Source organism: Streptomyces sp. NPDC087270 (assembly GCF_044744625.1).
In the GTDB taxonomy this organism is placed as follows: domain Bacteria; phylum Actinomycetota; class Actinomycetes; order Streptomycetales; family Streptomycetaceae; genus Actinacidiphila.
The window spans coordinates 21,424-48,399 of record NZ_JBIUYR010000031.1 but is presented as its reverse complement, the minus strand read 5'-3'; the positions used below and the strand labels follow the sequence as shown (position 1 = coordinate 48,399).

24 protein-coding genes and 1 tRNA gene are annotated in these 26,976 nt (G+C 71.5%); 17 read left to right on the top strand and 8 right to left on the bottom strand.

All coding sequences use genetic code 11. From position 1 onward, the window contains the following. Positions 1-21 precede the first annotated feature (21 nt). A complete protein-coding gene (locus ACIPAE_RS38160; protein WP_402451856.1) occupies positions 22-1,551 on the bottom strand; it encodes an MFS transporter in 1,530 nt (509 codons plus the stop codon). Between the two features lie 850 nt (positions 1,552-2,401). Between ACIPAE_RS38160 and ACIPAE_RS38155 the strand changes: the two genes are divergently transcribed. Further along, positions 2,402-3,700, top strand: a complete 1,299-nt coding sequence (locus ACIPAE_RS38155; protein WP_402451854.1) for a hypothetical protein — start codon at positions 2,402-2,404, stop codon at positions 3,698-3,700. 86 nt (positions 3,701-3,786) lie between these two features. Here ACIPAE_RS38155 and ACIPAE_RS38150 read toward each other — a convergent pair whose 3' ends face one another. Both ACIPAE_RS38150 and ACIPAE_RS38145 read right to left on the bottom strand, forming a co-directional pair. Then, a complete protein-coding gene (locus ACIPAE_RS38150; protein ID WP_402451852.1) occupies positions 3,787-4,440 on the bottom strand; it encodes an FMN reductase in 654 nt (217 codons plus the stop codon). Then, positions 4,437-5,564: an LLM class flavin-dependent oxidoreductase gene (locus tag ACIPAE_RS38145; RefSeq protein ID WP_402451849.1), complete on the bottom strand. Its 1,128-nt coding sequence runs from the start codon at positions 5,562-5,564 to the stop codon at positions 4,437-4,439. The genes ACIPAE_RS38150 and ACIPAE_RS38145 overlap by 4 nt, the downstream gene beginning before the upstream one ends. Positions 5,565-5,882: 318 nt before the next feature. Between ACIPAE_RS38145 and paaA the strand changes: the two genes are divergently transcribed. From paaA to ACIPAE_RS38115, 6 genes are all read left to right on the top strand, one after another. Further along, positions 5,883-6,911, top strand: coding sequence for a 1,2-phenylacetyl-CoA epoxidase subunit PaaA (gene paaA / locus ACIPAE_RS38140; protein WP_402451847.1), 1,029 nt, complete (start codon positions 5,883-5,885; stop codon positions 6,909-6,911). After that, entirely contained in the window at positions 6,908-7,270 is a 363-nt protein-coding gene (paaB, locus tag ACIPAE_RS38135) for a 1,2-phenylacetyl-CoA epoxidase subunit PaaB (RefSeq protein WP_366409903.1), read from the top strand. The genes paaA and paaB overlap by 4 nt, the downstream gene beginning before the upstream one ends. 26 nt (positions 7,271-7,296) lie before the next feature. Continuing rightward, positions 7,297-8,211 carry a 1,2-phenylacetyl-CoA epoxidase subunit PaaC gene (paaC, locus tag ACIPAE_RS38130; RefSeq protein WP_402451843.1) on the top strand — a complete coding sequence of 305 codons (915 nt, stop codon included), beginning with the start codon at positions 7,297-7,299 and terminating at the stop codon, positions 8,209-8,211. Beyond that, positions 8,205-8,726, top strand: a complete 522-nt coding sequence (gene paaD, locus ACIPAE_RS38125) for a 1,2-phenylacetyl-CoA epoxidase subunit PaaD (RefSeq protein ID WP_329368415.1) — start codon at positions 8,205-8,207, stop codon at positions 8,724-8,726. Before paaC ends, paaD begins: the two co-directional genes overlap by 7 nt. After that, positions 8,726-9,853 (top strand): 1,2-phenylacetyl-CoA epoxidase subunit PaaE, encoded by a 1,128-nt coding sequence (gene paaE / locus ACIPAE_RS38120; RefSeq protein ID WP_402451841.1) that lies wholly within the window; start codon positions 8,726-8,728, stop codon positions 9,851-9,853. Before paaD ends, paaE begins: the two co-directional genes overlap by 1 nt. 188 nt (positions 9,854-10,041) lie before the next feature. Beyond that, positions 10,042-10,114: transfer RNA gene (locus tag ACIPAE_RS38115), tRNA-Arg, on the top strand. A 308-nt stretch (positions 10,115-10,422) separates the two neighbouring features. On the opposite strand, the gene ACIPAE_RS38110 is transcribed toward ACIPAE_RS38115, so the two are convergent. After that, complete coding sequence (locus ACIPAE_RS38110) at positions 10,423-10,920, bottom strand: MarR family winged helix-turn-helix transcriptional regulator (protein WP_366409899.1); 498 nt, start codon at positions 10,918-10,920, stop codon at positions 10,423-10,425. A 191-nt stretch (positions 10,921-11,111) separates the two neighbouring features. Between ACIPAE_RS38110 and ACIPAE_RS38105 the strand changes: the two genes are divergently transcribed. The 5 genes from ACIPAE_RS38105 (at position 11,112) to ACIPAE_RS38085 (ending at position 16,314) form a co-directional block, all read left to right on the top strand. Next, the gene (locus tag ACIPAE_RS38105; RefSeq protein ID WP_402451839.1) at positions 11,112-11,771 is read left to right on the top strand and encodes an isochorismatase family protein; all 660 of its coding nucleotides are present in this window, start codon (positions 11,112-11,114) and stop codon (positions 11,769-11,771) included. A 501-nt stretch (positions 11,772-12,272) separates the two neighbouring features. Continuing rightward, positions 12,273-12,917, top strand: coding sequence for a VOC family protein (locus ACIPAE_RS38100; RefSeq protein ID WP_402451837.1), 645 nt, complete (start codon positions 12,273-12,275; stop codon positions 12,915-12,917). A 29-nt stretch (positions 12,918-12,946) separates the two neighbouring features. Then, a complete protein-coding gene (locus tag ACIPAE_RS38095) occupies positions 12,947-13,687 on the top strand; it encodes a PIG-L deacetylase family protein (protein WP_402451834.1) in 741 nt (246 codons plus the stop codon). Between the two features lie 530 nt (positions 13,688-14,217). Continuing rightward, on the top strand, positions 14,218-15,948 hold the full coding sequence (gene ctaD, locus ACIPAE_RS38090) for a cytochrome c oxidase subunit I (protein WP_402451832.1): 1,731 nt from the start codon (positions 14,218-14,220) through the stop codon (positions 15,946-15,948). A gap of 27 nt (positions 15,949-15,975) precedes the next feature. Continuing rightward, positions 15,976-16,314: a hypothetical protein gene (locus ACIPAE_RS38085; protein WP_329368403.1), complete on the top strand. Its 339-nt coding sequence runs from the start codon at positions 15,976-15,978 to the stop codon at positions 16,312-16,314. A gap of 115 nt (positions 16,315-16,429) precedes the next feature. On the opposite strand, the gene ACIPAE_RS38080 is transcribed toward ACIPAE_RS38085, so the two are convergent. From ACIPAE_RS38080 to ACIPAE_RS38065, 4 genes are all read right to left on the bottom strand, one after another. After that, positions 16,430-17,347 (bottom strand): hypothetical protein, encoded by a 918-nt coding sequence (locus ACIPAE_RS38080; RefSeq protein ID WP_366409891.1) that lies wholly within the window; start codon positions 17,345-17,347, stop codon positions 16,430-16,432. Then, positions 17,344-18,258, bottom strand: coding sequence for an ABC transporter ATP-binding protein (locus ACIPAE_RS38075; RefSeq protein WP_366409890.1), 915 nt, complete (start codon positions 18,256-18,258; stop codon positions 17,344-17,346). Before ACIPAE_RS38075 ends, ACIPAE_RS38080 begins: the two co-directional genes overlap by 4 nt. Continuing rightward, on the bottom strand, positions 18,236-18,646 hold the full coding sequence (locus ACIPAE_RS38070) for a GntR family transcriptional regulator (RefSeq protein ID WP_329374223.1): 411 nt from the start codon (positions 18,644-18,646) through the stop codon (positions 18,236-18,238). The genes ACIPAE_RS38075 and ACIPAE_RS38070 overlap by 23 nt, the downstream gene beginning before the upstream one ends. 216 nt (positions 18,647-18,862) lie before the next feature. Continuing rightward, a complete protein-coding gene (locus tag ACIPAE_RS38065; RefSeq protein WP_402451827.1) occupies positions 18,863-19,123 on the bottom strand; it encodes a DeoR family transcriptional regulator in 261 nt (86 codons plus the stop codon). A 466-nt stretch (positions 19,124-19,589) separates the two neighbouring features. Between ACIPAE_RS38065 and ACIPAE_RS38060 the strand changes: the two genes are divergently transcribed. The 5 genes from ACIPAE_RS38060 to ACIPAE_RS38040 all read left to right on the top strand — a co-directional run bounded on the left by ACIPAE_RS38060 (position 19,590) and on the right by ACIPAE_RS38040 (position 26,797). Next, positions 19,590-20,564 carry a sugar ABC transporter permease gene (locus ACIPAE_RS38060; RefSeq protein ID WP_328464992.1) on the top strand — a complete coding sequence of 325 codons (975 nt, stop codon included), beginning with the start codon at positions 19,590-19,592 and terminating at the stop codon, positions 20,562-20,564. Between the two features lie 11 nt (positions 20,565-20,575). Next, positions 20,576-21,472 (top strand): carbohydrate ABC transporter permease, encoded by an 897-nt coding sequence (locus ACIPAE_RS38055; protein WP_329368386.1) that lies wholly within the window; start codon positions 20,576-20,578, stop codon positions 21,470-21,472. A 190-nt stretch (positions 21,473-21,662) separates the two neighbouring features. Beyond that, positions 21,663-23,015 carry a sugar ABC transporter substrate-binding protein gene (locus ACIPAE_RS38050; RefSeq protein WP_329368384.1) on the top strand — a complete coding sequence of 451 codons (1,353 nt, stop codon included), beginning with the start codon at positions 21,663-21,665 and terminating at the stop codon, positions 23,013-23,015. Positions 23,016-23,151: 136 nt separating this feature from the next. Further along, positions 23,152-24,627 carry a glycoside hydrolase family 36 protein gene (locus tag ACIPAE_RS38045; RefSeq protein WP_366409888.1) on the top strand — a complete coding sequence of 492 codons (1,476 nt, stop codon included), beginning with the start codon at positions 23,152-23,154 and terminating at the stop codon, positions 24,625-24,627. Positions 24,628-24,853: 226 nt separating this feature from the next. Then, a complete protein-coding gene (locus ACIPAE_RS38040; RefSeq protein ID WP_402451821.1) occupies positions 24,854-26,797 on the top strand; it encodes a carbohydrate-binding protein in 1,944 nt (647 codons plus the stop codon). Positions 26,798-26,976 lie beyond the last annotated feature (179 nt).

Sequence of the window (26,976 nt, the reverse complement as noted above, 5' to 3'; positions counted from 1 at the left end):
CCGCCGCCCCAGCCGCCCGGTTCACACCGCGGCGCCGCCCTGGGCGGTCGGGTCCGACAGGCTCGCGGGCACACCGCGCCGGTACAGCAGCAAGGTGACCACGAAGCCGACGGCGAAGAACCCGGAGGCCCACCAGTACGCGACCGAGTAGCTGTGCAGCTGCGCCTGGGCGGCGACCGCGGCGGACGGCGGCTTGCCCGCCGCGTACCGGGTCGCGGCGCTGGTGGCCAGGGTGTTGAACAGTGATGTGCCGATGGAGCCGCCGACCTGCTGCGAGGTGTTCACCATCGCCGAGGCCACGCCCGCGTCTCGGGGTTTGACGCCCGCCGTGGCGAGGTTCATACCGGTGGCGAAGATCATGCCCAGGCCCACACCCAGGACGAGCAGCGGGGGCAGCACATGGGCCGCGTAGGTGCTGTTGCGGTCGAGCGCCGTCAGCCACGCCATCGCGCCGGCGGACAGCAGCATGCCGGTCGGGACGATCGGCTTCGCGCCGTAGCGCGGCACGAGGAGGTTCGTCGTGGTCACCGACACGATCATGATGACGGCGACCATCGGCAGGAACGCCAGGCCGGTCTTCACCGGCGAGTACAGCAGCGTCCGTTGCAGGTAGTAGGTCAGGAACAGGAACACGCCGAACATGCCCGCGCCCGAGATGAACATCGCGAGGAACGACGCGCCCCGGTCGCGGTCGCCCACCACGCGCAGCGGCAGCAGCGGTTGGCGTGCGCGCCCCTGCCACCACACGAAGGCGACGAGGAGCACGACCCCGACGAGCAGGAAACCCCAGGTGCTCGGGGCGCCCCACGGGTGGCGTTCGGCGTTCGAGAAGCCGTAGACGATGCAGAACAGACCGCCGGAGACCAGGATCGCGCCGGGAAGGTCGAGGGTGGGGCGGTCGGGCGGGGTCCCCGCGCGCAGCAGGCGCATGCCGCCGATGAAGGCGATGACGGCGAAGATCAGGTTGACGTACAGGCACCAGCGCCAGTTCAGGTACTCGGTGAGCAGGCCGCCGAGGAGCAGGCCGACCGCGCCGCCCGCACCGGCGATGGCGCCGTAGATGCCGAACGCCTTCGCGCGCTCTCCGGGGTCGGTGAACGTCGTCGTCAGCAGCGACAGAGCCGCGGGGGCGAGCAGCGCCCCGAACATGCCCTGCAAGGCGCGGGCCACGACCAGCACCTCGAAACTCGGCGCGCCACCGCCGATGGCCGACGCGACCGCGAAACCGACCAGACCGATCAGGAACGTCCTCTTGCGCCCGATCAGGTCGGCGAGCCGGCCGCCCAGCAGCAGCAGGGAGCCGAACGCGAGCGCGTAGGCGGTGACGATCCACTGCCGGTTGCCGTTGCTGAATCCCAGTGCGGTCTGGGCGGAGGGCAGCGCGATGTTCACGATGGTCGCGTCCAGGACGACCATCAACTGGGCGAGGGCGACGACGCCCAGCACCCACCAGCGGTGGTTCGGGGAGTCGACGACGCTCGGACGCCGGGGCCGTTTCGTGCCGCCGCCCACGTCCGAGCCCGCAGAGGTTCCCTGGGTGCCACGGGCCATGAGGTGCTCTCCTTAGCGCGAGTGGCGCACCCCCCGAGGTCGGTCCCACGCTAGGCGCAGGTCGGAGGGGCTGCCACGTGGGAGCGCCACCGCGCCCACGTCTGCAGGGCCGGTCCTCCGACTCGTGGTCCGGGGACCGGCCCTTGCGCGCGGCTCGCGTCAGGTGGGCGGCGGCGCGGGTGCGGTGAGGGGCAGGGCGGATTCGGGGGGCCGCCCGCGCCCGGGCCCCGTCCCGGGCGTGGGGGCAGATCCTCCGTCCCCGGATTCGCCGCCTGGTGCTGGTGCGGGGAACCGGAGATCACCCGCGACCGCCATCGGGCGACCGTCCCGGGAGGCGATGACGGTCACGGAGCGGTCGGCCGCGCGGTGGTCGGCGGGGCGCGCGAGCGGGTTGCGGGCCGGCGGCAAGGCGGGCGAGCGGCCTGCGGCGCGGGCCGACGGAGCCGGTCCTGTCACGGCCCTGTGTGCCCTGAGCAGCAGACGAACGTCCACCGGCGTGCCCTTCGTGTGACCGACCGCCGCGCGACCCGTGCTTCACCGGGTGTGCGGCACCGACAAAACGATCTTTATCCGAGGGCTCCGTGCGGCTAACGCCGTGTCACCCGGATGGCGCGGCCCGATGAGCACATCGGCGCACGGCGGTGTACGGCGCTCCCGGGTTGCCATGTGCCGGTGCGATGGTCCGCCGATCAGCAGATCCGCGTGATCGACGGTCACCCGTACGTGAACGACTGCGGCTGTTCACGTACGCACTAACACCGCGCGCGGTACGTGCGCCGAGGCCGTTTTCTGGGGTCGGGGGGGGACGGAGTGCCCGAGCGTTCGGCGAGGTGGCGAGGGGAGGGTGCGGATGGCCGGCGACGCGGACGGCACGCACTCCGAAGGCGCGAGCCAGGCACCGCTCGGCGCCGGGGAGCGGGCGGAACTCGACGCCCTGCGGGCCGGCCTCCCCGCGCGCCACAGGCTGCGGTCGGCGCTGTCGGCCGTCCTGATCGTCCTGGCCGCGCTGCTGGCGCCGCTGAGCGCGGTCGCCGTGTGGGTGGCGGACGACATGGCGAACACCGACCGCTATGTGCGTACGGTCGCGCCGCTGGCGTCGAAACCCGAAGTCCAGGCGGCGGTGGCCACCACCGTCACCGATGCGGTCATGCAGCGGATCGACATCGACACCCTGCTGTCGCAGGTGGCGCCGGACAAGCGGCCCGGCCTCAAGGCGGCGCTGGGCGCGTTGGGCGGTCCGATCACCGAAGGCATCAGGGACCTCGTGCACCAGACGGTCGCCTCCTTCGTGGCGAGCGACGCCTTCAAGACCTTGTGGACGCAGCTCAACCGCCGCACGCACGCCGCTTTCATCGGCGCTCTCACCGGGAACAGCGACAGCGCGGTGCGGATCAACGGTGACGCGGTGACGCTCGACCTGGCGCCGGTCGTCGAGCAGGTCAAGCAGCGGCTGGTGGATCGCGGACTGACGGTGGCGTCGCACATTCCGCGGGTGCACACGGACTTCACGCTGCTGGAGTCGGATGACGTCAAACGGGCCAGGACGGGGTTCCGGGTGCTGCAACTGGCCGGGAACTGGCTGCCCGTGGTCACCGTGCTGCTGGCCGGCGGCGGGGTGCTGCTGGCGGCACGCCGGCGGCGGGCGCTGGTGACCGCGGCGCTGGCGATCGCCGCGGGGGCGGCGGTGCTGGGGATCGGCCTGACGGTGTTCCGGATCGTCTACCTGGACCACCTTCCGACGGACGTCGACGAGCGGGCGGCGGGCGTGGTCTACGACCAGATCGTGCACTTCCTGCGGGAGACGGTGCGCACGGTCATCGTGTTGGGGGTGGTCGTGGCCCTCGGCGCGTGGCTGAGCGGCGCCGGGCGGTGGGCGGCGCGGGTCAGGTCGGTGTGGGAGTCGGGGCTCGCGGCGGCCAGGGAGGCCACAGGGGTGTCGTTGGGGCCGGTGGGTCCGTGGGTGCACCGGTATCGCCACCTGCTGCACTGGTTGGTGGTCCTGGTGGCGGTGGTCGTCCTTCTCCTGTGGTCGTACCCGACCGGGATGGTCATCTTCTGGATCGCGCTGGCGGCGCTCGCGGCGCTGGCGGTCGTCGAGTTCCTGGACGACCGCCGTCGGGGAGGCGGCCCGAAGGCCAGCGCCCCTTAGCGCGCGCCTTCGTGGCCTTCCGCCGTCAACCCGCCGCCCGGGAAGTCACCCTTGCGAAGACGCGCGTCATCTTCCGTCCCGCGACGTCACCCTTCCACGGCGAGCGCGGCGAGCTGCTGCGCGAACGGCACCACTTCCATGACGTCCGCCCGGGCCGGCTCCCGCGGCTCCCCCAGGTGCTCCGTCCCGTCGGCGGGGTGCAGCGGCCGGCCGGGACGGGCACCCAGGAGCGCGGCGAGTTCGGCCGCGGCACGGTCGACGCGGGCGGCCAGCGCGCCGTCGCCGTCCGACGCCCAGTCCTCGGAGGCGGCGTACACCGCGGTGGGTACGACCACTGCCCGCAGGTAGGCGAACAGGGGCCGCATCGCGTGCTCGAGCACCAGGGAGTGCCGGGCGGTTCCGCCGGTCGCCGCGGCCAGCACGGGCAGGCCGGTGAGGGCGTCCTTGTCGATGACGTCGAAGAACGACTTGAACAGTCCGCTGTAGGAGCCGGTGAACACCGGGGTGACGGCGATCAGACCGTCGGCGGAGGTGACGGCTTCGACGGCGTCGCTCAGTGGCGGCGAGGGGAAGCCGGTGACCATGTTCTGCGCGATGTCGGTGGCGAGTTCGCGCAGTTCGATCACCTGGACGTCGACGTCGGCGTGCCGCGCGGTGGCGGCCGCCAGGCGGTCGGCGAGCAGCCGGGTCGACGACGGCTTGCCGAGGCCCGCGGTGACCACGACCAGTTGCTTCGTCATGCCCGCACCTCCTGGGTGTCGGCCGGGGCGCCGGCCGGGTCCTGGTCGCCCTGGTCGCGGCGTGCGACCAGCGCGTCGTGGGTGGGGCCGTCCGGAACCTGTGCCGGGCGCCCCTTGGCGAACTCCTCGCGCAGCACGGGAACGACGTGCTCGCCGAGGATGTCGAGCTGTTCGAGGACCGTCTTCAGCGGCAGGCCCGCGTGGTCCATCAGGAAGAGCTGCCGCTGGTAGTCGCCGAACGACTCGCGGAAGGTCAGCGTCTTGTCGATGACCTCCTGCGGCGAACCGACGGTGAGCGGGGTCTGCTCGGTGAACTCCTCGAGGGACGGCCCGTGCCCGTATACGGGCGCGTTGTCGAAGTACGGGCGGAACTCGCGCACCGCGTCCTGCGAGTTCTTCCGCATGAACACCTGACCGCCCAGGCCGACGATCGCCTGCTCGGGCGTGCCGTGTCCGTAGTGGGCGAAGCGGTCGCGGTACAGGCCGATCAGCCGCTTGAAGTGGTCCTTGGGCCAGAAGATGTTGTTCGCGAAGAAACCGTCGCCGTAGTACGCGGCCTGCTCGGCGATCTCCGGGCTGCGGATGGAGCCGTGCCAGACGAACGGGGGCACGCCGTCCAGCGGCCTGGGCGTGGCGGTGAAGGACTGCAGCGGGGTGCGGAAGCGACCGGCCCAGTCCACGGACTCCTCGTGCCACAGCTTGTGCAGCAGTGCGTAGTTCTCGACCGCGAGCGGGATGCCCTGGCGGATGTCCTTGCCGAACCACGGGTAGACCGGGCCGGTGTTGCCCCGCCCCATCATCAGGTCGACGCGGCCGCCGGCGAGGTGCTGGAGCATCGCGAAGTCCTCGGCGATCTTCACCGGGTCGTTGGTCGTGATGAGGGTGGTGGACGTGGACAGGATCAGATGATCGGTCCGCGCGGCGATGTAGCCGAGCATGGTGGTCGGGGAGGACGGCACGAACGGCGGGTTGTGGTGCTCGCCGGTCGCGAAGACGTCCAGCCCGACCTCCTCGGCCTTCGAGGCGATCGCGACCATCGCCTTGATCCGGTCGTGCTCGCTCGGCGCACGGCCCGTGGTCGGGTCGGTCGTGACGTCGCCGACCGTGAAGATTCCGAACTGCATCTCTGTCCCACCGTCCCATCTGGTTGATTGTTCAACCACACGAACATTCCACCACAGCGCGCTATTCCCGCAGCCCCCATCCCCACCGACCGGCCCACCGGCCCACCGGCCCACCGGCCCGTTTGCCCGTCGACCGCGCCACCCGGCCACCGCTCCGCGCCTCGGCTCCGGCCGCCCCCTCCACCGCCACCCGCCGCGGCCGACCCCCGCGGTTGTCCACAGCTCCGCGGTTATCCACAGGCCCGCCCTCCCGTGCTTGCGCGGGCCGCCGGAATCGGCGAGACTCGAACCGAACGAATGGTCGGTTGGGAGGCAGCGATGACCGCAGGACCCGCGCGCGCCGCGGACCAGGACGAAGGCCGGGACCAGGACCCCGAGGGCCGGCGGTTCCAGGCCGGCTTCGACGCGACGATCGACAGGGATCAGCGGATCGAGCCGCGCGACTGGATGCCCGAGGGGTATCGCCGCACGCTGGTCCGGCAGATCGCGCAGCACGCGCACTCGGAGATCATCGGCATGCAGCCCGAGGGCGAGTGGATCACGCGGGCGCCGTCGCTGCGGCGCAAGGCGATCCTGTTCGCGAAGGTGCAGGACGAGGCCGGCCACGGGCTGTATCTGTACTCCGCGGCCGAGACCCTCGGCGCCTACCGCGCGGACCTGACCGAGCGGCTGATCTCCGGCCGGCAGAAGTACTCGTCGATCTTCAACTACCCGACTCCCACGTTCGCCGACGTCGGGGTGATCGGCTGGTTCGTGGACGGCGCGGCGATCTGCAACCAGGTGCCGCTGTGCCGCAGTTCGTACGGTCCCTACGCGCGGTCGATGGTCCGGATCTGCAAGGAGGAGTCCTTCCACCAGCGCCAGGGTTACGAGCTGCTGCTGACGATGATGCGCGGGACGCAGGCGCAGCGCGCCATGGTCCAGGACGCGGTGGACCGCTGGTGGTGGCCTTCGCTGATGATGTTCGGGCCGCCCGACGGCGACTCGCCCAACTCGGCCGCCTCCATGGCGTGGAAGATCAAGCGGCACAGCAACGACGAGCTGCGCCAGCGGTTCGTCGACATGACCGTCCCGCAGGCGGAGAAGCTCGGCGTCACCCTGCCCGACCCGCAGTTGCGGTGGAACGAGGAGCGCGGGCGGCACGACTTCGGCACGCCCGACTGGTCGGAGTTGCAGCGGGTGATAGCCGGCGACGGACCGTGCAACACCGAGCGGATCGAGCGGCGCGCGGCCGCGCATGAGGAAGGCGCCTGGGTGCGCGAGGCGGCCGCCGCCCACGCGGCGAAGCAGGCCGAGCGGGCCGAGCGCGCGGCCGCGGGGACGACACGGGAAGGGGCGGCGGCATGAGCGGCACGGACAACGGCAACGGCGTCGGCGACCGCTCCGGCGGGCCCGGCGAAGCCGCCGGTGCGGCGCCCGCGGGCAAGGGCGACTGGCCGCTGTACGAGGTGTTCGTGCGGGGCAAGCGCGGGCTGAACCACGTCCACGTCGGATCGCTGCACGCCGCCGACGACAGGATGGCGCTCACGCACGCCCGTGACCTCTACACCCGTCGCAACGAAGGGGTGTCGATCTGGGTGGTCCGTTCCTCGAACATCGCCGCGTCCACCCCCGACGAAAAGGACCCGTTCTTCGCGCCGAGCGCCGACAAGGTCTACCGCCACCCGACGTTCTACGACATCCCCGACGACGTCCCCCACATCTGAAGCGCACCCGAAAGGAGGCAGACCGCATGGACCGCACCGAGACGGCCGACGACGACCACGTCTACCTCTCCCTGACCGAGGAGCACGGCGACACGGACACCCGCTGGGCGTTCGGCACCGGCTTCGCCGATCCGCTGCACGGCGTCGACACCACGCTGCCCGACGGCGTGGACGCGGCCGAACTCGCCGCGGTCTGCCTCGCCTTGGGCGACGACGCGCTGGTCGCCGCCCAGCGCCTCGCCGAGTGGTGCACCAGGGCTCCGGAGCTGGAGGAGGAGGTCGCGCTCGCGAACATCGGCCTCGATCTGCTCGGCCAGGCCCGGATGCTGTACGCGCGCTGCGGCCAGGTCGACGGCACCGACCGCGGCGAGGACGCGTACGCCTACTTCCGCGATCCCGGCGACTTCCGCAACGTGGCCCTCGCCGAACTGCCCAACGGGGACTTCGCGTTCACCGTCGCCCGGCTGCTGGTCCTGGCGACCTGGCGGCTCGCGCTGCTCGGCCGTCTCGCCGCCGGCCCCGACCCGGTGCTCGCCGCGATCGCGGCCAAGGCGGTGCCCGAGCTGACCTACCACCGGCAGTACGCCGCCGACTGGGTGGTGCGGCTCGGCGACGGCACCGAGGAGTCGCACCGCCGGATGCGCGCCGCCCTGGAGGACCTCGCGCCGTACATCGAGGAAGTCCTCAACGCGACCGGCACCGCCGTCCGAGGCGCCCAGGCCGGCCCGGCCGCCGATGCCGACGCCGCACAGATCTCCGGGCCCGTACGCGAGGAGACGCTGGGCGTACTGCGGCAGGTGCTGGCAGCTGCCGGTCTCGACCTGCCCGAGCGGCCCGCGGCGCCCTACCGGGGCCGGCACGGCGAGCACACCGAACATCTGGCCCCGCTGCTGGAGGAGTTGCAGAGCGTGGCCCGCGCCCATCCGGAGGCGACATGGTGACCGCACCCACCCGGCTCGACGAGCAGCGGGCCCGACGGATCGCGGCGGAGGTCCCCGACCCCGAGCTGCCGATGCTCACCCTCGCCGATCTCGGGGTGCTGCGCGAGGTGCGCACCACGCCGGACGGCACGGTGGTCGCCAGCCTCACACCGACGTACTCGGGCTGCCCCGCACTGGCGGAGATGCGGGCCGACGTGGCGGCGCGGCTGCACGCGGCCGGGTTCGCGCATGTCGAGATCCGCACGGTGCTCGACCCGCCGTGGAGCACCGACCGGATCAGCCCCGAAGGCAGGCGCAAGCTGCGCGAGCACGGCATCGCGCCCCCCGGCCCGGCGCCGCGCAGGGCCGCAGGGCCGGTGCCGCTGGTCCTCGGCGCCACCCGGCAGGCCGTCCCCTGTCCGCGCTGCGGCAGCACCGACACCGAGCAGACGTCGCGCTTCTCGGCGACCGCCTGCCGCTCGCTGTGGCGCTGCCGCGGCTGCCTGGAACCCTTCGAGCACGTCAAGGAGTTGTGATGGCCCCCACCACCACGACCGGCACGGCCGCCGCCGACACGGCGGGCGGGACCGTACGCGCGCGGCGGCGTCCCGCGTTCCACTCCCTGCGGGTGAGCGAGGTGCGGCCGCTGTGCGAGGACGCCGTGACCGTCGGTTTCGACGTACCCGCCGAGCTGGCCGAGGAGTTCGCCCACCGGCCCGGGCAGTCGCTGACCCTGCGGCGGATGGTGGACGGGCGCGACGAGCGCCGCTCCTACTCGATCTGCTCGCCCGCGGGCGAGGCGCCCCGTATAGGGGTACGCGTCGTGCCCGACGGGCTGTTCTCCTCGTGGCTGGTGAACGACCTGCGCCCTGGCGACAGGGTCGAGGTGATGGCGCCCAGCGGGGCGTTCACCCCCGACCTCGGCGCTCCGGGGCATCATGTGCTCATCGCCGCCGGCTCGGGCATCACCCCGATGCTGTCCATCGCCGAGTCCGTGCTCGCCGCCGACGCCGTCTCGCAGGTCACCCTCTTCTACGGCAACCGCCGCAGCGACACGGTGATGTTCGCCGACGAGCTGGCCGACCTGAAGGACGTGCACCCGGCACGGTTCCAGATAGGGCACGTGCTGTCGCGCGAGCCGCGCGAGGCGGAGCTGCTGTCCGGGCGCCTGGACGCGGACCGGCTCGCCGCGCTCATCGACGGCCTGGTCGACGTGCCGAGCGTCGACCACTGGTGGCTGTGCGGCCCGCACGGCATGGTCACCGACGCCCGGGATCTGCTCGCGCGGCTGCGCATACCCGACGAGCGCGTCCACCAGGAGCTGTTCTTCGCCGACGACGAGCCGATCACGCCGCTGCGCCACGCGGACGACACCGTCGAGGGCCCGGTCAGCCAGGTCACCCTCATCCTCGACGGTCGCACCACGACCACCGCCCTGCCCACCGGCACGACGCTGCTCGACGGCGCCCAACGCACCCGCCCCGACCTCCCCTTCGCCTGCAAGGGCGGCGTCTGCGGCACCTGCCGCGCCAAGATCACCGAGGGCCGGGCCGACATGCGCCGCAACTTCGCCCTCGAACCCGCCGAGGTCGACGCCGGCTACGTGCTGACCTGCCAGTCCTTCCCCGCCTCCGACACGCTCACCGTCGACTACGACGCCTGATCCGCGGGAGCGAGCCGCCTCTGCCGTACGGGCCCGCCCCCGCCGTACGACCGGCCCCGCCCCGGCGCGGCCGGCTGCCCGCGCGGTCGCGTACCGCGAGGCGCACCGCGAGGTCCGTACGGCTCCGCGGCGACCCGCCGGCAACCGGTACAGTGTCACCGCACCACTTCGGTGGTGCGCACATCCCCGCCCCAGTAGCTCAGGGGATAGAGCACGGCTCTCCTAAAGCCGGTGTCGCAGGTTCGAATCCTGCCTGGGGCACAACGTCAGAGCTGTCCTGACCTGCGTCTTCGTCGGCCCGATGGTCGATTTCCCGGTCTTGGGCCCACGCAGTCGGCGGCGGCCGGCGCCGACTCCCGGGCGGCGGTGGCCGACGGAGGGCTGGAGCACGTCCGGGAGTTCCCCGCGGCCCCCGGGCATACGCGATCACCCGAGAGCGGTGGAATTCCTCAAGTCCGGCGCCATGCGGGCCTGTACGGCGGCTGCGCACCCGGCGGCGGGTCCCGGCGCGGGCTGCGCGGGCGGGCTTGGGGTGCTGCAACGCGGTTTCGGTGGCGGCGAGTTGCTCGTCACACAGGGTCGCCCGGTTGCCCTGGTGACGTCCCGCCGCCCCGGCTGTTGTGGGGGGCCTGGCGCTGGAGCTCGGCCACACGATGGAGGGCGGTCTTGAAGGCGGCGTACTCCTGCGCGCCCAGTGCCGCCGCGTGGCGCTCCTCGATGGCGCGCATGATGGAGGCGGCCGCCTCCATCTGGAGCAGGCCGCGCTCGGTGGGGTAGATCAGCTTGGCACGGCGGTCCGCGGGATCGGGTTTGCGTTCGACGTAGCCCATGCGTTCGAGGTCGTCGATGAGGGTGCCGATGACCTGCTTGTGCTGCCCGGAGGCGCGGGCGAGTTCGCTGGCGCGGATGCCGTCGGCACGCAGGTGGGCGAGGACGGCGCCGGTGCGGGGGTGGATGTCGTCGAAACCCTGCTCGGCGAGCGTGGTGAACAGCTCGCGCTGAACGGACGTGAGGACCCGGGCGGCGAGCACGCCGAGGTCCGGCTCGGGGGCCGGGTGTCCTGACAACGTCTCTCCCGTCCTGGCGCTCGTCCGCCACCGTGGTGTGTGACCAGCGATTCTAGCGACGCCCGCCCCCGGTGGGCCGGGCATCGCCCCGGATTCCGGGCGGCCCTTCCCCAGCATTGCTTGCACCCCAGGGGGCCGAGGCATAGCATCAAAGTAGTCACCAAGTTTGACTATCAAGTTTGGTGACCAATATGGAGCACGGCCCAACCCTGAAGGAGCGGATGATGAGCGAGCGCAGCAGGTTCCAGGAGTCGATCACCAGGGAGAACGCCGCCGTCGTGCTGGTGGACCACCAGGTGGGCCTTCTGTCCGGCGTCCGGGACATCCCGGTCGGCGAGCTGAAGCACAACGTGGTGGCACTGGCCCGGGCGGCGACCGTGCTGGACATCCCGCTGGTCGTCACCACCACCGCGGCGGACAGCATGTGGGGGCCGACCACTCCCGAACTGGTCGAATCCCTGCCCGCCGGGCAGAAGATCATCGACCGCAGCACGGTCAACGCCTGGCACGACGACCGGGTCCGCGAGGCTATCGAGGCCACCGGCCGGCAGAAATTGATCATCGCCGGGGTGTCGCTGGAAGTGTGCGCGGCACTGCCCGCGATCTCCGCGACGGCCGCCGGGTACGACGCGTACGTCACCGTGGACGCCTCCGGCACCTTCAGCCGGACCAAGCGGGAGGCCGGACTGCTGCGGATGCAGCAGGCGGGCGTCATGGTCAGCGACTACGCCACTCTCATGGTCGAGGCCCTGGCCGACAACGCCGCCCCCGAGTCCGGCGCCCTCTACGCCGCCCTCGACATGCCGTTCGCCGTCCTGGTCGGCCAGATCTCCGCCGCCTACCAGGCGTAGGGCCCACAGACCGCCGCCCGCCCGCACACCGGCCGACGCGCTCCCGACGCGCACCGGCGCGGGAGGCGCGGCGACCCGAGGGCAAGCACGATCAGCCACCCGCTCGGGTGCCCCGGCGGCTGCCGCCGGTCCGCGCTGCCGGGGTTTTCCCCCTCCACCAGGAAGGTCGGACATGAGTCTCAGGTCATACGGCAGGATCATCTCGGTGGGCGCGGCAGCCACGGCGGTCCTCGCGGGGGTGCTGGGCACCCCGGGAGCGACCGCGGCCTCCGCCCACACCCCGGCCCCTGCGACCTCGGAGCCCTCGGGGGTCGCCGCTCCGGCCAAGGCCACGGCGCTGGGCCCGCAGTACAGCGCCGTCCACGTCTACGTGCAGCCGGGACGACTGGAAGCCTTCGCCAGGAGCTGGGTGGGACGTTCGGCGGCAGCTACGTCAAACCGTTCACCACGCAGCTCACCCCCACACCGAGCTCCGCCCTGGCCACCCAGGTCTTCTCACCCGTGGCCCTGCTGTCGGTGTTCGACTTCACCACTCCCGTGCCCTACCCCTTCGGCCAGGAACGCACCGGGTGGGGCGTCACCGACACCGCCGCGGCAACCCGGCAGGCCCAGGCGGCCGGAGCCAGTTCCCTGGTCGCGACCTTCGCCGACCCGATCGGCCACGACAGCGTCATCCAGTTCCCCGGCGGCATCGACACGCAGCTCTGGCACGAGACCACGCTGTCGCCCGACCCCTTCCCGGCTCTGACGACAGTGCCCGACAACCGGGTCTACGTTCCCCGGGACACACTCCCCGCCTTCCTCAAGTCGTACCTGGCCTTCACCAAGGGCCGCGTCGTCCTGGACGACCCGCACGCCGACGGCGCCCAGATCGGCGCGCCGGGCACCACCTACCACCGCATCTCCATCACCTCGGCGTACGGCGACACGGTCGTCATCTCGACCAAGGACGGCTACTTCAACCACCCCTTCGGGGACGAGGTCAGCGGCATCGACGTGCCGGACCTGACCGCCACCCTGGCCAAGGCCCGGGCCCACGGCGCCACCGTCCTGTGGGGCCCGTACACCGGTCGGGGCGGACACAGCGCCGTAGTCCGCTTCCCCGGAGGCTTCGTCACCGAAATCCACGACGGCGCCCTGCGCTGACCAGCCGGACCTCGACAGGACGGAAACAGATGACCGAACAGGCGCCGACGCGCTACCAACCCCTCGACGAGGACTGGCACACCGCCCTGGCGATCGTCGCCCACCCGGACGACATGGAGTACGGCGCGGCCTCGGCCGTGGCCCGCTGGACGGCGCAGGGCAAGACCGTCGTCTACGTGATGGTCACCAGCGGCGAGGCCGGCATCGCCTCCCTCGACCCTGCCGAGTGCGGCCCCCTTCGGGAGGCCGAGCAGATCGCGTCCGCGGCGCTGGTGGGCGTCGACATGGTGGAGTTCCTCGGCCACCCGGACGGCGTGGTCGAGTACGGGCTGCCGCTGCGCCGCGACATCGCCCGCTGCGTGCGCCGGCATCGGCCCGAGGTCGTGGTCACCACGAACTTCCGAGACACCTACGGGGGGTCGTTTCCCAACCAGGCCGACCACATCGCCGTCGGCCGGGCGGTGCTCGACGGTGTCAGGGACGCGGGCAACGGCTGGGTGTTCCGGGAACTCGCCGACGAGGGCCATCCGTCCTGGAACGGCGTTCGCATGGTCCTCGCGGCGGGCTCGCCGGAGGCAGCGCACGCGGTCGACACCACCGGCCACTTCGCGAGCGGTGTCGCCTCGCTCAAGGCGCACCGGGCCTACCTTGCCGGGTTGGGCGGGGACATGGCCGACGCCGAGGGGTTCCTGGAGTCGTCCGGGCGGACGGCCGGGAGCCGGCTGGGTGTGACCTACGCGTCGGCGTTCGAGGTCCTTCGGCTGAGCTGACGTCGGGGCGACCGCGGGCGACGCAGCGCTCAGGTCCGCTCGGCCGGCGGTGCCGGGCCCGCGTGGGCCGTCATCCGGCCAGGATTTCCACCCGAGTTGGCGGTGGGGCCCGATCCCGGCTCGATGATCTGCCGGACGGGCAGGGGAAGTAGCCGCTCAGGGTGCGGGGAGCGAGCTCGACGGACGGCCCGGCCCCACGTCCAGGGCAGCCCGCAGCCCGCAACCGGCAACCGGCAACCACCGTGTGACGTGATGCGCGGTCCTGACCAGCCGCGGAAGGGCCCAAGTCCCCGACTGCGCCGACGATCGAAGCTTCTGCCGCCGCCCCCTGCGGCCGGAGCTTCCGCTTCCCCGGCCGGCAGCGGGAGCGGCGTCGCGCGACAACAGCCTTGTGACGCACGGCTCTTCCGCGATTCTCGACGCGCGTTGCGCCGTTCGAGCGAAGCCCCGGCGGGCCCAGCGGCGCTTCCGACCGGTCATCGCCATCCTGATCCCCGTGGCCATTTCGGCCCAGGCGAAGGAGCGTTGAGGTGACCGATCGGGCTGCCGCGGATGTGGCAGAGCAGGACGACTCGTACGAGGACGAAGTACCCGTCCGCCCCAAACGGGCCGGTTCCGCGGTGGTGTCGTGGCTGAGCACCACCGACCACAAGACGATCGGCAGTCTGTATCTGGTGACGTCGTTCGCGTTCTTCCTGATCGGCGGCGTCATGGCGCTGCTGATGCGGGCGGAGTTGGCGCGTCCGGGGAACCAGTTCCTGTCCAACGAGCAGTACAACCAGGCGTTCACGATGCACGGCACCGTGATGCTGCTGATGTTCGCGACGCCGCTGTTCGCGGGTTTCACCAACTGGATCATGCCGCTGCAGATCGGCGCGCCCGATGTCGCTTTCCCGCGGCTGAACATGCTCGCCTACTGGCTCTATCTCTTCGGCTCACTGATCGCGGTGGGCGGATTCCTCACCCCGCAGGGCGCGGCCGACTTCGGCTGGTTCGCGTATTCGCCGCTGTCGAACGCGGTGAACTCGCCCGGTATCGGCGCCGACATGTGGATCATGGGTCTGGCGCTGTCCGGATTCGGCACGATCGTGGGTGCGGTCAACTTCATCACCACGATCATCTGCATGCGCGCCCCCGGCATGACGATGTTCCGGATGCCGATCTTCTGCTGGAACGTGCTGCTGACCGCGGTGCTCGTGCTGCTCGCCTTCCCGGTGCTGGCCGCCGCGCTGCTGTGCCTGGAGGCCGACCGGAAGTTCGGGGCGCACGTCTTCGACGCGGCCAACGGGGGCGCGATCCTGTGGCAGCACCTGTTCTGGTTCTTCGGCCATCCCGAGGTGTACATCATCGCGTTGCCGTTCTTCGGGATCGTCTCCGAGATCATCCCGGTGTTCGCCCGCAAGCCGATGTTCGGCTACATCGGCCTGGTCGCCGCGACGATCTCGATCGCCGCCCTTTCGGTGACGGTGTGGGCGCACCACATGTACGTCACCGGGGCCGTGTTGCTGCCCTTCTTCTCGTTCATGACCTTCCTGATCGCGGTACCGACCGGGGTGAAGTTCTTCAACTGGGTCGGCACCATGTGGAAGGGCTCGCTGAGTTTCGAGACGCCGATGCTGTGGTCCATCGGCTTCCTGATCACGTTTCTCTTCGGCGGGCTGACCGGTGTCATCCTCGCCGCGCCGCCGCTGGACTTCCACGTCTCGGACTCGTACTTCGTGGTCGCGCACTTCCACTACGTCGTCTTCGGCACCGTGGTGTTCGCGATGTTCGCCGGATTCCACTTCTGGTGGCCGAAGATGACCGGCAAGATGCTCGACGAGCGGCTCGGGAAGATCACCTTCTGGACGCTGTTCTTCGGCTTCCACGGCACCTTCCTCGTCCAGCACTGGCTGGGCGTCATCGGGATGCCGCGCCGCTACCCGGACTACCTCGCGGCCGACGGCTTCACCACGCTGAACACGGTCTCCACGATCAGCTCGTTCCTGCTCGGCCTGTCGATGCTGCCGTTCCTCTCCAACATCTGGAAGACCGCGAAGTACGGCAAGAAGGTCGAGGTCGACGACCCCTGGGGATACGGCCGTTCCATGGAGTGGGCGACCTCCTGCCCGCCGCCGCGGCACAACTTCCTCACCCTGCCCCGGATTCGCTCCGAGTCCCCCGCGTTCGACCTGCACCACCCGGAGATCGCTGCCGCCGACGACGAGGCCAACCGCCCCCACACGTCGACGGCCGCCGCCTCCGGCGACAGCCGCGGATAACCCGCGCCGACCACCGAAGGCACGCCCATGCAGCCGGACAAGAACGACGACCACGGGCTGTGGCGGATCGAGGGATACCTCATGGGCCACGCGGAGGTGGAGCGGGCCCGCAGCCAGGCCCGCTCCTTCACCGACCAGTTGCCCTGGCTCACCACCGCCCAGCGCGAGGAGGTCGAGCGGGTCTACGTCGTCGAGCGCACCGCCGCCGCGCACGCGATGTTCCAGCGGATCTGCGAACGCGCCGCCGAACTCCGGGCCGAGTACACGGAACGCTACCTGCGGCTCAAAGCGCGCTGCGTGGCGGTGACGGCCACCGGCACGTTCCTGCTCGCCGGAGTCGGCACGCTCGCGCTCCGGCTGAGGTGACAACCAGCTTGCTGGGCAGCCAGGAGTCCGCCGGACCCTGTGACCGGCTTCGCCGAGCGGCGGGCGGACCGGGCACTCGACGGCGTGCGTCCGGCCCGGCCCGGCGGCCGCGCGGTCAGGACCCCGCGGTACGGCGGCGCAGGACGCGCAGCGCGGCCCAGGTCAGCACGGCCGCCACCGCGAGCACGACCGCGCTCTGGGCGATCTGGTAGGGCCAGTAGTCGCCCGGCTTCAGGGAGTCGACGAGGAAGGTGTCCTGCGGGAGCACGTCGTAGAACTGCAGGCCGAGCACACCGCCGGCGTGCCATCCGCTGACCCGCGACCAGGCCGGGAAGTCGATCAGCAGTGCCACCCGCGAGCGCACCAGCAGGGCGGTCAGCAGCCAGGTCAGCGCGGGTGCGGCGATCAGCGCGGGCACGGTGCGGCGCAGCACGGTTCCGGTCAGGGCGCCGGCGGCGACGCCGAGCAGCACGTAGGCGACGGTGACCGGGCCGATGGTGAAGTAGGCGGTGTGCCGGTCGATTCCGTGGGTCAGCAGGTCGAGGTGGACGGCGTGCACGGTGCTGTGCCGGTACAGCACCACCAGCGGCAGGACCAGGACCAGGACCACCGCGGCCAGCCCGGCCCAGCGGGCGGCGAACCAGCGCCGCGCGGAGACGGACTGCGCGAGGGTGAGAGCGACCCGGCGGGACTGCCACTCGCGGCCGGTGACCACGCCGGTGAGCGCCGCGGCGTACAGGGCCGGCTGGAAGGCGAGGCGCGCGCCGTCCTGGAGCAGTTGGGCGGTCCGGACGTGCGCGTCGCCCGGGTGCCGTCCGAAGTCGTACTCCTGCTTGCCGATGCGTGCGCGCAGGTCCACGGCGTGGGACCAGCCGAAGTAGTGGAACACCAGGTAGGCGCCGATGCGCAGCGCGACCAGCAGGAGCAGGGCGGCCACGGGCCACATCTGGCGCGAGACGATCCGGGTGAGCGGCCACCGCTCCCCACGGGGGCGGGACTTGGTCGACGTCACGGTGTCGGTGGCGGCGCTCACGCGGCGGACTCCTCGGGGTGGGGCTGCTGGGCGAGTACGAGGTCGGGGGCGTCCGGGGCGGCGAGGTGGGCCAGCACCAGTTCCTCCAGCGTGGGCTGCCGGACCTGCCAGTCGGCGGGGATCGCGGCTCCCGGGCGGATCAGCGCGCTGGTGCCGCGGCCGGCCGGGCGGGACTCGACGACGGTGTGGCCGGCGAGCCGATCGGCGCCCCCGGAGTAGGTGACCATCGCGTGGGACGCGGTGAGGTCGTCGATGTCGCCGCAGAGGCGGGCCCGGCCGCCGTCGAGCAGCAGCAGGTGGTCGCAGGTGTCGGCGAGGTCGGAGATGATGTGCGAGGACATCACCACGGTGCTGCCCGTCTCGGCGGCGTGGGCCAGCAGCAGGCCCATCAGCTCCCGGCGGGAGAGCACGTCCACCTCCGCCATCGGCTCGTCCAGCAGCAGCAGGTCGGCGCGCTTGCCGAGGGCGACGGCCAGCGCGATCCGGGCGCGCGCGCCGCCGGACAGGTCCCGTATCCGCTCGTCGCGGTCGTACCGCGCCAGGTCGGCGACCCGCTCGGCCAGCTCGCGGTCCCAGTTGGCGCTGTTGGCGAGCGCGCCGAAGCGCAGGGTGTCCGCGGCGGTGAGCCGGGGGAACAGCGGCCGGTCCTGGGCCAGGTAGGAGACCCGCGGATGGCCGGCCCTGGGCGGCTTCCCGAAGATCTCGACGGTGCCGGCGCCGGGCTGCTCGAACCCGGCCGCGATCTCCAGCAGGGTCGACTTGCCCGCACCGTTGGGTCCGACGAGAGCGCAGACGGCGCCGGCCGGGATGCTGAAGGTGCAACCGCCGAGCGCGTCCGGGCCTCTGCGCCGATATCTCTTGGTGACGCCGCGCGCGGTGAGCGCCGGGTCAGCGCTGCTGGTGGGGAACAAGGCCGGAATCCTTCGGTGGATGGAGATCGTCGAGTACGGCGGCGAACAGCGCGGCGAGGTCGTCGCGTTCCAGTCCGGCCGCGTGGGCACGTGCGGCCACCTCGGCGAGTTCGGCCCGCCAGGGTGAGTCGGCGCCGGAGGAGCCGAGGGTGCCCACCACGAACGTCCCGTGCCTGCGTCGGGTTTCGACCAGGCCCTGGGACTCGAGTGCGCGGTACGCCTTGAGCACGGTGTTGGGGTTCAGCGCGGTCGCCTCGACCACCGCGCGGGCGGTGGGCAGGCGGTCGCCCGGCTCCAGAAGGCCCAACCGCAGGGCCTGCTGGACCTGCTGGACGATCTGCAGGTAGCTGGCGACCCCGCTCTGCCGGTCGATCCGGAAGGCGAACATCGCCACCGCACCCCTCATTCCACTAATCAAGTAGTGGAATCATGCACGGGCTTTCCGTGCACGTCAAACGGCACCTCACGGGTGCGCGAGCGCGGTGGTGGGGCGATGGCGGGGCGATGGCGGGGCAGCGGTGGTCGGTGGCGTGTGCGTCGGCCGGACGGTGGCGCGGGCGACGGCGGGGCGGCGGAGAGGGTGCGGCGAGGGGGCGCCGTACGGTCAGCGCGGCCGGCCCCCGCCGCGGACCCGTTCCAGCCGCCCCTCCTCGTGGAGCCGCCCGAGGTCACGCCGGATGGTGACGGTCGAGACACCGAAGCGCGCGGCCAGGCGCGCGGTCTCGACCGCGCGATCGGCGGCCAGGATCGCCAGGATGGCGCGCTTGCGCTGGATCGGCAGCAGCGCGCCGCGGGCGTGCGCCGGTGCGTCGGGGACGGGGTGGGGCCGGCCGCCGGCCAGGGCCGCGGCGCGCTGTTCGGGCATCGGCTCGACTCTCCTCCGGGGACGGGGCAAACGCCTCGCAGGGAGCATCGATGGAAAGTTTTAGAAAGTCAAGGGTCGGCGAAGCCTTCCGATGCGGGCCCGAGACCGCCCCGCCGGAACCCGCCCCCGGGCCCTTGGAAGGCGGCGCCCGCCCGCGCGCACGCGCCCACCCCGCCGCCGGCCGTCCGCCCGCCGAACCCGCCAACTCCTGCTACCGCCAAGGGCACTGACGCACCGACAAAGTGCCAGCTCGGACGCCCGCCAGAACCGATCCGGCCGGCGCCGCCCCCACAACCGCGGCGCCGCTCCCCCACCGTTCGCCCCGACCCCGGCAAACCCCACCGCCGCACCGGAACTTCGGCGATCGTTGCCGACGAGAGCCTTGACAACGCCGGGCCGAAGGTCGTTACTTCTCTCCAAGCGATGAGAAGAGAAAGTTATGGAAAGTCGTACTGAAGGAGTCTCCGTGGCCGGTGGTGCGTCGCAGACCCGCGAACGGGCGGGAACAGCGCGAGAGGCGCGAGCCGAAGCCCGGGACCGTACGGGGCACCGACCGCGGCCCGGCCCCCGGCGCCGCGGGGACGGACCCGTCGCGCTGCTGTTCCTCGCGCCGGTACTGCTCGGCTTCGCGGTGTTCTACGTGTACCCGGCGATCCGCGGCGCGTACTTCTCCACGACCGACTACAACCTGCTCTCCGCTCCGCACGGCGTGGGCGCGGCCAACTACTCGACGCTGCTGCACGATCCGCTGTTCTGGAACTCGCTGAAGGTCAGCGCCTACTACGTCGTCCTCAACGTCGGCTCGCAGACGGTGCTGGCGGTGGTGCTGGCAGGTCTGATGTTCCGGCTGACCCGGTCGGTGGCCATCCGCGTGATGCTGCTGCTGCCCTGGCTGGTGCCGAACGTCACCGTGGGGCTGCTCTTCCTGTGGCTGTTCGACGCCGACCTCGGACTGGTCAACCACGTGCTGAGCTCGGTCGGTGTCGGCACGCACGGCTGGTTCTCCTCGACCACCTGGTCGATGCCGACCATCGCGCTCACCAACACCTGGGCCTACACCGGCTACACCGCGCTCCTGCTGTACGCGGGCATGCTCCAGATCCCCGACCCGATCTACGAGGCCGCGCTGCTGGACGGCGCCGGCGAGATCCGGATGTTCTTCCGGCTCACCCTGCCGCTGATCCGGCCGGTCCTCGCGCTGGTGCTGGTCGTGTCGGTGATCGGCTCGTTCCAGATCTTCGACACGGTCGCGATCACGCCCAGTCCCGGCGGCCCGGTCAACTCCACCCGCGTCATCTACTACTACATCTACGAACTGGCCTTCAAACACTTCGAAATGGGCTACGCCAGCGCGGTCGCGATGACGCTGGTCCTCATCCTCGGCGTGCTGACCATGGTGCAGATGCGGCTGCTGCGCGCATCGCGCTCGGACCTGGCCTAGGAGTCCCGACGATGCCCCGCCGCTCCCTCTCCCCGCGCCTGCCCACCGGACGTACCCTCGCCTGGGCCGTGCTGATCCTGGCCCTGCTGGTCACGGTGTTCCCGTTCTACTGGATGCTGCGCACCGCGCTCACCCCGGCCCACCAACTGCTCGCCGACAACTCCGGGTTGTGGCCGCACCACCCGACGCTGATCAACTTCAGGCGGGTGATCGGCCTGACCAGCCTGGCCCAGAACCAGGCCGCCGGCGGGTCGGGCGCCCAGCTGAACTTCCTGCTCTACCTGCGCAACTCCCTGATCTACTGCGCGCTGATCGCCACCGTCCAGACGTTCTGCTGCGCCATGGCCGGCTACGCGCTCGCCCGGCTGCGCTTCCGGGGCCGGAACCTGCTCTTCTCGCTGTTCGTGATGTCGCTGATGGTCCCGCCGATCTTCACGCTGCTGCCGAACTTCGCGCTGATGAAGAACCTGGGCTGGCTCGGCTCGTTCGCCGGCATGGTCGCGCCCACGCTGCTGATGACGCCGTTCGCGGTGTTCTTCCTGCGCCAGTTCTTCCTGTCCATCCCGCGCGAGATCGAGGAGGCGGCCACGATCGACGGCGCGGGCAAGTGGACCCAGTTCTGGCAGGTGATCGTGCCCATGAGCCGCGGGCCGCTGTTCACCATCGGCCTGATCACGGCCGTCTGGGCCTGGAAGGACTACCTGTGGCCGCTGCTGGTGGGCCCCGACCCCAGCACCCGGGTGCTGACCGCCGGACTCGGGATCTTCCTGCAGCAGTCCCCGAACACCGCGCCGGACTGGACCGGGCTGATGGCCGCCTCGGTGCTCACCGTGGTCCCCGTCGCCCTGCTGCTGATCTTCTTCGGCAAGCGGCTGGTGGAGTCGATGGGCTTCACCGGCATCAAGTAGCCCACGCCCATCCCGCGCCCATCCCGCACCGGTCCCGGACCCATCCCGCACCGATCCCGCAGCGAACCCGCGACAGGCAGCACGTAGCCCGCGACGACGCCCCCGAACCCTCGCGGCGCACGCCCTCTCCCCGCACCCTCGTGCGCCCCTCCGCCGGGACCGCCCCGGCCCAAGGAAGGAACGATCCCCCATGAGACGCAACGTCCGCGTCGCGGTCGCCATCTTCGCCGCCGCACTCCCCGTCACCCTGGCGGCCTGCTCCAGCGACTCCTCGAAGGCCGGCGGCCCCGTCACCCTCGACTACGCGCTGTGGGACAGCGCCCAGCTGCCCGCCTACCAGGCCTGCGCCGACGCCTTCACCGCGGCCAACCCCGACATCAAGATCAAGATCACCCAGACCGCGTGGGGCCAGTACTGGACCAACCTGACCACCGAGATGACCGCGGGCAACGCCCCCGACGTGTTCACCGACCACGTCGCCTACTACCCGAACCTGGTCAAGAACAACCAGATCCTGGACATCTCCCAGCAGGTCGCCGCCGACCACGTCGACCTGTCGCAGTACCAGAGCGGGCTGGCCGACGCCTGGGTCAAGGACGGCAAGCGGTACGGCCTGCCCAAGGACTGGGACACCGAGGCCATCGCGTACAACACCACCATGGCCGCCAAGGCCGGCTACTCCGCCGCGGACCTGGCCAAGCTGACCTGGAACCCCGACGACGGCGGCACCTTCGAGCAGTTCATCGCCAAGATGACCGTCGACACCAGCGGCCGCGACGGGCTCGACCCGAAGTTCGACAAAAAGCACGTCAAGACGTACGGCATCGAACTCGCCTACGACGACGGCTCGACCGGGCAGAGCAGCTGGGGCAACCTCGCCGCCTCGGCCGGCTTCACCTTCCTGGACAAGAACCCGTTCGGCACCAAGTACCACTACGACGACCCGGCGCTGGCCAAGACCGTCGACTGGGAGGCGAGCCTGGCCAAGAAGGGCTACGCGCCGGCCTACGACAAGAACTCCAGCCTCGGCCCTGACGCGGTGCTGAACGCCGGCAAGGCCGCGATGACGATGACCGGGTCGTGGAACATCAACACCTACCTGGGCCCGACCGCCACCCAGAAGTTCGCCTTCGCGGCGCTGCCGGTGGGCCCGAAGGGCCGCAAGACCTTCCTCAACGGCCTGTCCGACGCCATCTACGCCGGCACCAAGCACCCCGACCAGGCGTGGCAGTGGGTGAAGTTCCTCGGCTCGACCGGCTGCCAGGACATCATCGCCGCCAAGGGCGTGGTCTTCCCCGCGCTCAAGACCGACAGCGACAAGGCGCTGGCCACCCACAAGGCCGCCGGCCAGGACGTCAAGGTCTTCGTGGACGAGGCCACCGCCCCCGGCGGCACCTTCACCTACCCCATCACCGACCACGCCGACCAGGTCACCCAGGAGGTCCAGACCGACCTGGAACGGGTCTGGCTCGGCCAGTCCGACGGCGCCGACGCGCTGGCCAAGGCGCAGAAGGCCGTGAACGGGTACTTCGCCCAGCCCTGACCGACCCGCCGGCACCGATCCCCGCCGGCACCACCCCCGCCGGCACCGATCCCCGCTGCCACGACGCACCCGTGACCGGGCCGGGGACGCCGTCCCGACCACGGCGCCCCGGCCCTCCCCGAAGTGAAGGGACACCATGCCCCACCTCCTGGACCTCGGTCCTCTGCACCTCCCCGCGCAGCTCAGCGGCCCACCGCAAACCGTGGAAGGGGGCCTGCTGCTGCCGCCGGGCCGGGTGGCGCTGCTCCACGGCCTGCCCGACGCCCAGGTCTACCGGCACGGCTGGAACTCCTGGAGCCCGTCGGGCTGGCGGGCCATGGACGAGCCGCCGCTGCGCATCGCCAACCCGATCCGCCGCCTCACCGCCGACGACACCGTCTGGGACGAGGAAGGGCGCCACCACTCCTCCGCGGTGACCGCGCTCACCGCCGGCGACGGCAACGTCCTGCTGCTGGGCGCGCTCGGCCTGGACGTGCCGCGGCTGAGCGTGGACCGCGACACCGTCACCGGCTGGTACGAGCAGGCGGGCGCGCCCTGGTTCTGCGGCTACGGACCGGAGTTGGAGGTCTTCGCCCGCTACGCCGAACTGCTGGGCGAGCACCTGGGGCGGGCCGGCCGGCGGGCGGGCAACGTGTGGTCCAGCTGGTACGCGTACTACGAGGACATCGACGAGCGCACCCTGCACGCGAACCTCGACGGGCTGGCCGGGCTGCCGTTCGACGTCTTCCAGATCGACGACGGCTGGGAGCGGATGGTCGGCGACTGGCAGCCGAACGCCAAGTTCCCCTCGGGCATGGCCGACCTCACCGCCCGGGTCACCGGCGCCGGACTGACCCCGGGCCTGTGGATCGCGCCGTTCATCGCCCGGCCGGACGCGCGGATCGTCAAGGAGCGGCCGCACCTGTTCCTCACCGACGACGCCGGCACCCCGGTCCCGGCCGGCTACAACTGGGGCGGGCCGTACTACGCCCTGGACGTCACCCTGCCCGAGGCCCTCGACCACCTGCGGCAGACGATCGAGACCGTGGTCGGCTGGGGATTCCGCTACCTCAAGCTCGACTTCGTCAACGCCGCCGCCATCACCGCGCGGCGCCACGACCCGACGGTGGGTCGTGAGAGCGCCTACCGCGACGCGATGCGGCTGATCCGGCAGACCGCCGGCGAGGACGTCTACATCCTGGGCTCGGGTGCGCCGGTGCTGCCGTCGCTGGGGGTGTGCGACGGCATCCGGGTCGGGCCCGACGTCGCCCCGTTCTGGTCCCACTACGCCACCGAGGACCCCTCCGACGCCACCGCGCAGAACGCCCTGGTCTCCTCGGTGAACCGGCTCTGGCTCAAGGGCCTGGTCGAACTCGACCCGGACGCCGCCTACTTCCGCGACCGGCAGAGCCTGTTGACGGCGGCGCAGCGGCGGTTGCTGGTGGACCTCGCCCATGTCTGCGACTTCCGGGCCACCTCCGACCCGCCCGCGTGGCTGGCCACGACCGAACGCGCGGCGCTCGCCGACTTCCTCAAGTCCCGCCCCGAGGTGCGCCAGTTGGACCGCTACCGGTTCGAGATCGGTGCGCAGGAGGTGGACTTCACCGCGGCCGCGCTGCGCCGGGGCGACTGACCGCCGCCATGTGACCTGGGGGCGCAGGGAGTTCAGGGACCGGGGGGAAGAGGGGCGGGGACCGGGACCGGGGGCAAGGGCCGGGGGCCGGGGGGTTCAGGGGGGCGATTCTTCCGGGGTCGGGCCGGAGGGCACCACGCGCACCGTTCACTGCGATCGACCAACGGAGGTCGACACGATGCAACCACGCACGAGACCAACCGGGCACGCCAGGACGCGCCTTGCGATGGCGCTGGCGGCGCTCTTCGCGCTGCTGGCGGCGACCATGGCCGGCACGCACAGCGCGTCCGCGGCCCCGGCCGCGCCGGCCGCCGCCGGCGCCCCGGCCCGCCCCGCACCGCCCGCCACCCCGGACCCGTCCCTGACCGACCACCCGCTGACGTACGCGCCGGGACCGCTGGACAACCCGGACAAGGGCCTGGCGGTCTACTACAACGCGGGCACCGACCAGAACACCGGCTACCCGCACAGCATCACCTGGAGCTACTTCCCGCTCTCGGCGGTGATGACCGACGCGAGTGACTGCACCGCGCTGGACTGGTCCCCGGTGGAGAAGATGCTCGACGAGACCGCGTCGTACGGCAACACCGCCGCGATCCGGTTCTATCTGGACTACCCCAGCGGGAACCCGACCAACGGCATCCCCGCCTGCTGGAACGGCAAGGTGCCGACCAACGACGACACGTACTGGAACACCCAGAGCCCCGACTACAACAACGCGTTCCTGCTCAGCTCGCTGCAGCAGTTCATCGGGCAGTTCGGCGCGAAGTACGACGGCGACCCGCGGATCGGCTTCATCCAGATGGGCCTGATCGGCTACTGGGGCGAGTGGCACACCTGGCCGGAGAACGGCACCGGCGGCTACCCGGACTTCATGGCCACCGACGCGAACGCGGCACTGATCGTCAGGGCCTTCGCCAACGCCTTCCACACCACCAAGATCGAGGTCCGCTACCCCACGTCCGGCGGCGGGGCGGCGAACGACCTCGACGTGGGCTACCACGACGACTCGTTCTGCTACCGCGAAGGCGACCCGCTCGCGGGAGTCACCCTGCCCCAGTCGATGGGCGGCGCCGACTACTCCCAGCTCCAGTACGCGCTCGACGAGGGCGTGGAGAACAAGTGGGTCACCGACTCGATGGGCGGTGAGGTCCGGCCCGAGATCCAGGGCTCGGTCTTCGGCACCTGGGGCAGCGGCGCGAGCGGCTCCGACGACGACATCAAGGCGTGCATCGAGATGGAGCACACCACCTGGAAACTCGACCAGGGCAGCACCGGCTACAGCCCCACCGATCCCGACGTGGGGGCGGCGGTCCGCGCGATGGGCTACGACCTCACCGTGCCGGACGCGTACTACGACAGCAGCGTCTCGGGCACCGCGAAGATCGGCGTGAAGATCTCCAACGACGGGGTGGCGCCCTTCTACCACCCCTGGACGGTGCGCCTGGGCCTGAAGGACTCCTCGGGGAAGGTCGTCAAGACCTGGGACACCTCCTGGGACCTGACCAAGGTGATGCCGCTGAAGATCCGGGCGTTCCCGGACTGGAACGCCGGCACCGACCCGACATACCTGCCGTACGGGTACCCGGAATACTTCGACACCAGCGTGGACACCTCCTCCGTGGCGTCGGGCTCCTACCAGTTGGTGATGGACGTGGTGAACCCGCTCTCGGCGGTGAACGCCGCCGCCAAGAGCCTGCGCTTCGCCAACGCCACCCAGAACGCCGACGGTTGGCTGGGGCTCGGCGCCATCGCCGTGGGCTCCGGCAACAGCGGCGGCGGGGACGGCGGTTCCACCTCCTACGAGGCCGAGGCGTCCGCCAACACCCTGACCGGCGGCGCGGCCGTCGCCGACTGCACCGGCTGCTCGGGCGGGCAGAAGGTCGGCTACCTGGGCAACGGCGCGACGCTCACCTTCGACAACGTGGCCGGCGGCAGCGGCGGCGCCACCCAGGTGACCGTCGCCTACACCAGCGCCGTCGCCCGCACCCTGCAAATCAGCGCCGACGGCGGCACCCCGGTGAGCGTGTCCGTCACCCCGACCGCCGACTGGCAGACCACCGCCACCGCCACCGCGACGCTCGACCTGAAGGCGGGGAACGCCAACACCGTCACCCTCGCCAACCCGGATGACTGGGCACCCGACATCGACCGCATCACCGTCGGCTGACCTCGTCCATCGCCCGTATCGGGACCGGGGCGCCGGTCACGTGGTCCGCGCGCGGATCATGTGGCCGGCACCCGGCTCGGCGTACGCTGAGTGCCGCTTTCACCCCGAGGTCCACCCACGGATTCACCCGCAGGTGCACCACGAGACGCACCGCCGGCTTCATCACAGCCGCACCACCG